Source organism: Corynebacterium sp. LK31 (assembly GCF_014335015.1).
Taxonomy (GTDB): domain Bacteria; phylum Actinomycetota; class Actinomycetes; order Mycobacteriales; family Mycobacteriaceae; genus Corynebacterium; species Corynebacterium jeikeium_D.
Map to the genome: position 1 here is coordinate 56,605 of NZ_PDGW01000021.1, position 7,069 is coordinate 63,673.

Annotated in this window: 6 protein-coding genes and 2 tRNA genes; 6 read left to right on the top strand and 2 right to left on the bottom strand. The window is 60.0% G+C overall.

Annotated elements, in window-relative coordinates; all coding sequences use genetic code 11:
• The first annotated feature begins 37 nt into the window (after positions 1 to 37).
• Positions 38 to 925 (top strand): alpha/beta fold hydrolase, encoded by an 888-nt coding sequence (locus CRD18_RS07680; RefSeq protein ID WP_049189410.1) that lies wholly within the window; start codon positions 38 to 40, stop codon positions 923 to 925.
• A gap of 47 nt (positions 926 to 972) precedes the next feature.
• The gene (locus CRD18_RS07685) at positions 973 to 2,925 is read left to right on the top strand and encodes an alkaline phosphatase family protein (protein WP_049189409.1); all 1,953 of its coding nucleotides are present in this window, start codon (positions 973 to 975) and stop codon (positions 2,923 to 2,925) included.
• A 13-nt stretch (positions 2,926 to 2,938) separates the two neighbouring features.
• Here the strand turns inward: CRD18_RS07685 and CRD18_RS07690 are convergent, their stop codons facing one another.
• Together CRD18_RS07690 and CRD18_RS07695 are read right to left on the bottom strand one after the other, a co-directional pair.
• Positions 2,939 to 3,277: a hypothetical protein gene (locus CRD18_RS07690; RefSeq protein ID WP_049170123.1), complete on the bottom strand. Its 339-nt coding sequence runs from the start codon at positions 3,275 to 3,277 to the stop codon at positions 2,939 to 2,941.
• Positions 3,274 to 3,501, bottom strand: coding sequence for a hypothetical protein (locus CRD18_RS07695; RefSeq protein WP_049189408.1), 228 nt, complete (start codon positions 3,499 to 3,501; stop codon positions 3,274 to 3,276). The genes CRD18_RS07690 and CRD18_RS07695 overlap by 4 nt, the downstream gene beginning before the upstream one ends.
• 256 nt (positions 3,502 to 3,757) lie before the next feature.
• Here CRD18_RS07695 and gyrA point away from each other — a divergent pair, with 256 nt between their 5' ends.
• From gyrA to CRD18_RS07715, 4 genes are all read left to right on the top strand, one after another.
• Positions 3,758 to 6,274 (top strand): DNA gyrase subunit A, encoded by a 2,517-nt coding sequence (gene gyrA, locus CRD18_RS07700; protein WP_241486320.1) that lies wholly within the window; start codon positions 3,758 to 3,760, stop codon positions 6,272 to 6,274.
• Between the two features lie 4 nt (positions 6,275 to 6,278).
• Positions 6,279 to 6,611: a DUF3566 domain-containing protein gene (locus CRD18_RS07705; RefSeq protein ID WP_049189406.1), complete on the top strand. Its 333-nt coding sequence runs from the start codon at positions 6,279 to 6,281 to the stop codon at positions 6,609 to 6,611.
• A 203-nt stretch (positions 6,612 to 6,814) separates the two neighbouring features.
• A tRNA-Ile gene (locus tag CRD18_RS07710) sits at positions 6,815 to 6,888 on the top strand.
• 31 nt (positions 6,889 to 6,919) lie between these two features.
• A tRNA-Ala gene (locus CRD18_RS07715) sits at positions 6,920 to 6,992 on the top strand.
• Positions 6,993 to 7,069 lie beyond the last annotated feature (77 nt).

The following is a 7,069-nucleotide window of genomic DNA, read 5'->3' on the forward strand; positions in this document are numbered from 1 at the left end:
CATTAATGTTTATGAAATGGAAGATACTCGGGGAAGCATGGTCAACGGGGAACCGCCAGTCGAGCCACGTATTGTGCAGGAGACTTTGCCAGATGGCTCCGTGACCCCGATGGCGCTTCGGTTTCCCGAAGGTTCGCCTCGGGGCATTGTCGTTATTTGGCCGGGCTTTGGCATGGGTGCTCGCTACTACCGGCCGATTGCCCAAGAGTTACAGCGTCGAGGTTTTTGCGTCCTGACCTCGGAGTTGCGCGGCCAGGGTAACCAGACTGCGGTGGCCACCCGCCGTCACAATTGGGGCTACCAGGATCTCGCATCGGTGGATTACCCGCTGGCCGTGGCGCGGGCTCGCAAGGAGTTTGATCACCTCGCGGCAGGGGAGAGCACAGGGGAGAAGCTACCCGTCTACTTGCTGTGTCATTCCATGGGCGGTCAGATTGCCTCGCTGTATCTGGCCCGACCGGAAGCGGACGTGGCCGGCGTAGTGATGGTCGGCTCCGGTACTCCGCACTACAACTGTTTTACTGGCAACGAGTACAAGCGGCTTCGCTACGGTGCACCGTTTATGCAGGTGGTGTCCCAGATCCTGGGCTATTGGCCAGCGGGCAGGCTTGATTTGGCCGGCTATGGCCGCCAGGCTCGTAACCATGTGGTGGAGTGGGCGCGGTTCTCGCGCACGGGTCTTCTGCGACCGCGCGGTGCGGATATCGACTACGCCGCTGAGATGCCGAAGGTGACCACCCCGGCGCTGCTGCTGAACTGTGGTGGTGACCGTGACTGCCCGGAGGCTTCCGCACAGGCGCTGGCACGGATGCTGCCGAATTCGGCAAAGTACGAGTTCATTGAGCAGCGGCTGGGCCACAATCGCTGGGCGCGTGAGCCACAGGCTGTGGTTGACCGTCTAGAGCAGTTTATTGAGGAAATTTAAACCGCAATTTTCCAGCTGGTAATCTGCGCTTCTTAACGTAGATGCCTATGGCAACTTCACCTAAAAATATATCTGAATTTTCCCGTCGGCACTTCCTGCAGACCGCCGCAGGAGTCGGTGCTGTCACCGCTGCGAGCACGCTGCTGCCGCCATCATTGCGCCATGCACTCGCGCAGCCCCGACCGGCTGGCTCCCTCGACCAGGTTGAGCACGTTGTCGTGTTGATGCAGGAAAACCGCTCTTTTGATCACTACTTCGGCACTCTCCGAGGTGTGCGGGGGTACAACGACAATTCCGCTTTGCCGGGCGTTTTCAACCAGAGTGGGGTCAGTCCATACCTGATTCGCAACGCCGCTAATCGCGGTGATCTCTCGGTGGAGTACATTGCAAGTTTGCCGCACGGTTGGGAAGACGGGCAGGTTGCACTAAACGGCGGCCGCTGTAACGGCTGGATCGAGGCTAAGGGCAAAGGCACGATGGCCTGCTATGACCGTCAGGACATCGCGTTCCAATTCGCACTCGCAGAGACATTCACTATCTGTGATGGCTACTTTTCTTCAATGCCTACGTCGACAAGCCCGAACCGCAACTACCTGTTTTCGGGTGATACCCGAAAGGAACCGTGGGGGACTGGAGCGGTTGGCAATGCGGCGTACGAGCCGACGCACCCGGGGTACAGGTGGCGCACGTATGCCGAGGATCTCTCGGCGGCTGGGGTGCCATGGCGCGTCTACCAGGAGTGGGATAACTACACGGACAACAACCTGGATTTCTTCGCCGCGTTTCGAAATATTGGCCGCAAGGTCATTCGTGAGGCCGGGCTGCCTGGTCGCGACATGACGGGCTTCCACGAGAAGCTGCTGGAACTGGGTGATGGCACGCCGCCAACTGCAGAGCAGCAGCAGATGGTCGACCGCCTGAATGCCGCTGTGGAGAAGCTGCCTGAGGCGGAACGGGATCTCTATGATCGCGCGCTGCACCGCCGCCAGCCGGGCACGCTAACCGACGCTTTCCGACGGGATGTTGAATCTGGGGAGCTGCCAAAGGTGTCCTGGATTGTGCCTTCGGCCGCGGAAAGCGAGCACCCGGGAGCGTCCTCGCCGATTCAGTCGGCGAATATCACTTACCGCCTGTTGGATGCGTTGGCCTCCAACCCGGAGGTGTGGGCCAAGACCGTCTTCCTGATTAACTTTGACGAGTTTGATGGTTACTTCGACCATGTGGTGCCGCCGCTGCCGCCGAAGAATGAGCCGGGGGAGTGGTACCTGGGCAAGCCGAAGGGGCTCGGGTTCCGTGTCCCGATGACTGTCATTTCACCGTGGTCGGTGGGTGGTTTGGTGTCCTCAGAGGTCTTCGATCACACTTCGGTGATCCGTTTCCTGGAGCAAGTCACCGGCGTGAGCTGCGGAAATATCACTGATTGGCGTCGTCGGGTATGTGGTGATTTGGTATCCACACTGGACTTCTCGGCGTCTACGGGAATGCAGCTTCCAGAGCAGCCGGGACCAGCGCCGGAGTTTGTGAAGCGCTGGGAGGCGGAGCCGGCCGGTGACTATCCTGTGCAGGAGTCCGAGCAGGCGACCGCGCTGCCGACACCGTACCGGCTGCACGCCTACCTCAAAGGCGGCAATCTTGTGCTGGTCAATGACGGTTCCCGTGAGGCTGTTTTCGCTGTTTACAGTGGCAATAAGGTGGAGCATCACACGGTGCTCGGTACGTTAGAGCTGCGAATTGGACTCCTGGAGCGCGAACTTACCGTGTGCGGCCCGGACCGCTTCCTGCGTGTATTCAGCAAGACGGCGAAAGAGTTGCCGGAGGTCACTTTGGAGCACGCGGCGGGACGTGTTCTAGTTGGCGGGCAGGACCGGACGGCTGATTATGTCCGTGATGGTTGGTACGAGGTTGAGCTGGCTGAAGGTGAGGCCACGGCGTATTACACGGGCCGGCTGGAGTCCGGCAATCGCATTCCGACCAGCCCGTTTACCCGAAAGAGTGACTAGGCCCTGTCCCCGGCTAAGTGCCGCCTTTGACCAGATCCCACGTCTCTGCGAATGACAGCTCTTCGCCGTTGGTGGTGAGGAGTATGTGTGCAAGTAGTGCGCCCAGTGCGGTGTTGCCAAAACTTAGTGGTTTCACGTGAAACGTTGCGTAAGCGACCGCCTGCGCTGCCGCAGAAATCGCGGGAAAGCTACGGTGACCAGCAATGACTCCTGAGCTGGCGGCGACAATAGCGCTGATTGTCCACGGCCTCGCAAGTGTAGCGTCGGCCAATTCCGGCACTGTGGCCACCAGTTCATCGGTAGCCGCCAGGATAGCGGCCTCGCTGAGAGGCTGAATCTGGGGCGCGCTCATTCTTGTACTCCGCGGGGCCTTGGGGAGCTCAACTTTCGCAGCAGCGCCATGTCAGTATCAATTACGCTTGCCGTAATTTCCCGAGCCTGACCTTGCTGAAGGGCTCTCGCTGCGGCGGATTCGATGGCGCGAATGGCGGCCTCGTGTTTAGACACGCCCTCCATGTGCGCCAGCAGCGCCAGAGCGGTGTCCTGTTCTTTCGTGAGTCTCAAGGTCATCGCCATCGCATTTGCTCCTTGCTGCCTAGCTTGTGCCGTCTTATTCGTCTCTACTAGGCCTAAAACCCAGATTTGATACCACAATGGTATCGAAAAGTTGCACACGGCGTCGTAAAGCGGGCTCTAAAGCCCTGTAGAATGGATGCGAACCTCTTTTAAGTAAAGGAAGCAGTCATTGAGCGACGATAACAACAACGACGGCTCATCCTTCGGAAGTGGAGTATTGGGCCACCAGGTTCGCCCGATCGACATCAATGAAGAGATGCAGTCGAGCTATATCGACTACGCCATGAGCGTGATTGTGGGCCGTGCGCTGCCGGAGATTCGTGATGGTCTCAAGCCGGTGCACCGCCGCATTCTCTACGCCATGTTCGACAACGGCTACCGCCCGGAGCGCGGTTATGTGAAGTCCGCAAAGCCGGTTTCGGACACGATGGGTAACTACCACCCGCACGGCGACAGAGCTATTTACGACACCATGGTGCGCATGGCGCAGCCGTGGTCCATGCGCTATCCGCTTGTCGACGGTCAGGGTAACTTCGGCTCCCGCGGTGACGACGGCCCCGCAGCTATGCGTTACACGGAGGCCCGTCTGACGCCGTTGGCCATGGAAATGGTGCGCGACATTCGCGAAAACACCGTCGATTTCCAACCGAACTATGACGGTCGTACGACAGAGCCTGTTATTCTGCCGTCGCGTGTCCCGCAGCTGTTGATGAACGGCTCCGGCGGTATTGCCGTCGGTATGGCCACCAACATCCCGCCGCACAACCTGCGTGAGGTCGCGGATGCCATCAACTGGTGCCTGGACAACCCGGATGCGGATGAAAAGACCACGCTGGATGCGGTCATGGAACGCATCAAGGGCCCGGATTTCCCAACTGCCGCCCAGATTGTCGGCGACAAGGGCATCAAGGAGGCCTACACCACCGGCCGTGGCTCGATTCGCATGCGCGGTGTGACCTCGATTGAGCAGGAGGGCACTCGTCAGTCGATTGTCATCACTGAGCTGCCATACCAGGTCAACCCGGACCGCATGATTGCCAACATCGCAGATCAGGTCAAGGATGGTCGTCTACAGGGCATTGCCTCCATTGATGACGAATCCGATCTGAAGTGGGGCATGCGCATCGTCGTCAAGCTCAAGCGCGACGCCGTGCCGCGTGTGGTGCTGAACAACCTGTACAAGCACTCCCAGCTGCAGACCAGCTTCGGTGCGAACATGCTCGCCATCGTCGACGGTGTGCCGCGTACGCTGCGCATTGACCAGATGGTGACGCTGTACGTCGCCCACCAGATTGAGGTCATTGTCCGACGGACCCAGTTCCGCCTGGACGAGAAGGAAAAGCGTGCCCATATCCTGCGTGGTCTGGTCAAGGCCCTGGATATGTTGGACGAGGTCATCGCCCTGATTCGCCGGTCTGCCACGGTCGATACCGCGCGCACGGGCTTGATGGGTCTGCTCGACATCGACGAGATTCAGGCTGACGCCATTTTGGCGATGCAGCTGCGTCGCCTGGCTGCTCTGGAGCGCCAGAAGATTATTGACGAGTTGGCTGAGATCGAGCTCGAGATCGCCGACCTGAAGGACATCCTGGCCAAGCCGGAGCGTCAGCGCGCCATCGTTAAGGAAGAGCTGGGCGAGGTCGTGGAGAAGTACGGCGATGACCGTCGTACCCAGATCGTGGCCGCTGAGGGCGACGTCACCGAAGAGGACCTCATCGCCCGCGAAAACGTGGTCGTGACCATTACCTCCACGGGCTACGCCAAGCGCACCAAGGTCGATGCCTACAAGGCACAGCGCCGTGGTGGCAAGGGCGTACGCGGCGCGGACCTGAAGCAGGACGACATCGTCCGCCACTTCTTCGTCTGCTCCACGCACGACTGGATTCTGTTCTTCACCAACAAGGGGCGCGTCTACCGTCTCAAAGCCTACGAACTGCCGGAGGCCACTCGCGCCGCCCGCGGTCAGCATGTCGCCAACCTGCTGGAATTCCAGCCGGAAGAGCGCATCGCCGAGGTGCTGCAGATTCAGAGCTACCAGGACAGCCCGTACCTGGTGCTGGCCACCAGCGAAGGCAAGGTCAAGAAGTCCCGCCTGGAGGACTACGAGTCTGCTCGCTCCGCTGGCCTGATTGCCATCAACCTGCGCGAAGGCGACTCCCTCATCGGTGCTCGTCTGTGCTCTGCTGACGATGACCTGCTGCTCGTCTCTGAGCGTGGCCAGGCCATCCGCTTTACGGCTTCCGACGACGCGCTGCGCCCGATGGGCCGCGCCACCGCCGGTGTCCAGGGCATGCGCTTCAAGGGCGACGACAAGCTGCTCAGCATGGTCGTGGTCGAGGAAGAGCACAACCTGCTGGTCGCCACGACCGGCGGCTTCGGCAAGAAGACCAAGCTCAGCGAGTACACCCCGCAGAACCGCGGCGGTATGGGCGTGCTGACGCTCAAGTACGACCCGAAGCGTGGACCGCTGATGGGTGCCCTGGTGGTCGACAACGACGACGAAATCTTCGCTGTCACCTCCGCCGGCGACATCATCCGCACCAACGTCAACGAGATTCGCGCCACCTCGCGTGCCACTAAGGGCGTGCGCCTGGTCAACCTCGCTGACGGCGTGGAACTGCTGGCTATCGACCGCAACGTCGAGGATGAGGGCGAAGAGACCGCTTCTAAGGTCTCTGAGGCCGGAACCTTGGACGTAGTCCCGAAGCGCACCGGCGCGACCAAGAGCACCGGTGCCGCTGAGTCCGGTGACTCGGAGGCGGAGAAGGAGTAAGCGTATGGCCGAAACTAACTTGGTAGTCGACAAGGTGAGCCCCTGGTCCGCCATGCGCATTACGGCGGCCACTGGTTTCATTGGCTTCCTCGTCTGGCTTGCCGCGGTTGGCCTGCTCTACCTCTTGCTCTCCGGGATGGGATTGCTCGCTCCGATTAGTGAAATGGTCGGCGGGGAGGATTCCATCAGCGCGGGTCTCGTCCTTGGCCTGGCGGCCGCTGTAGGAGCGCTGTGGTGGGTGCTGTCGATTGGGCTCATGGCCCTCGGCGCGGTCATCTACAACGCTTGCGGCGGTCTCGTCGGAGGTCTCAAGATTTCGCTTGCCGACGACGACTAGGCTGCCTAGCCTCCCGCTGGCCCCGGTGTCACCCCCGTTCGGTGGCCCCGGGGCCGCGTTGGTTCAGAGGTGTTTTCAGTGATCTGGTTATGGAGTAGCCGTAATGACTACTTAATGACTGCTTTTTAACTCAATATTTAGGCCTCTGACCAGGCGATTTGTGAAGTGTCATGGTTACGGGTTAAGTTATATCTCGTTCCACGGGGCCTATAGCTCAGGCGGTTAGAGCACTTCGCTGATAACGAAGGGGTCGGAGGTTCAAGTCCTCCTAGGCCCACTGCCGAACAAGGTATAATTGCTCGGTGTACGGGGCTTTAGCTCAATTGGTAGAGCACCTGCTTTGCAAGCAGGAGGTCAGGGGTTCGATTCCCCTAAGCTCCACAAGGAACAAAATCCCCCGGTCGTAAGGCCGGGGGATTTTTGCGTTTTGGGGATGTAGAAGGGGAGGGGGCAAGAAC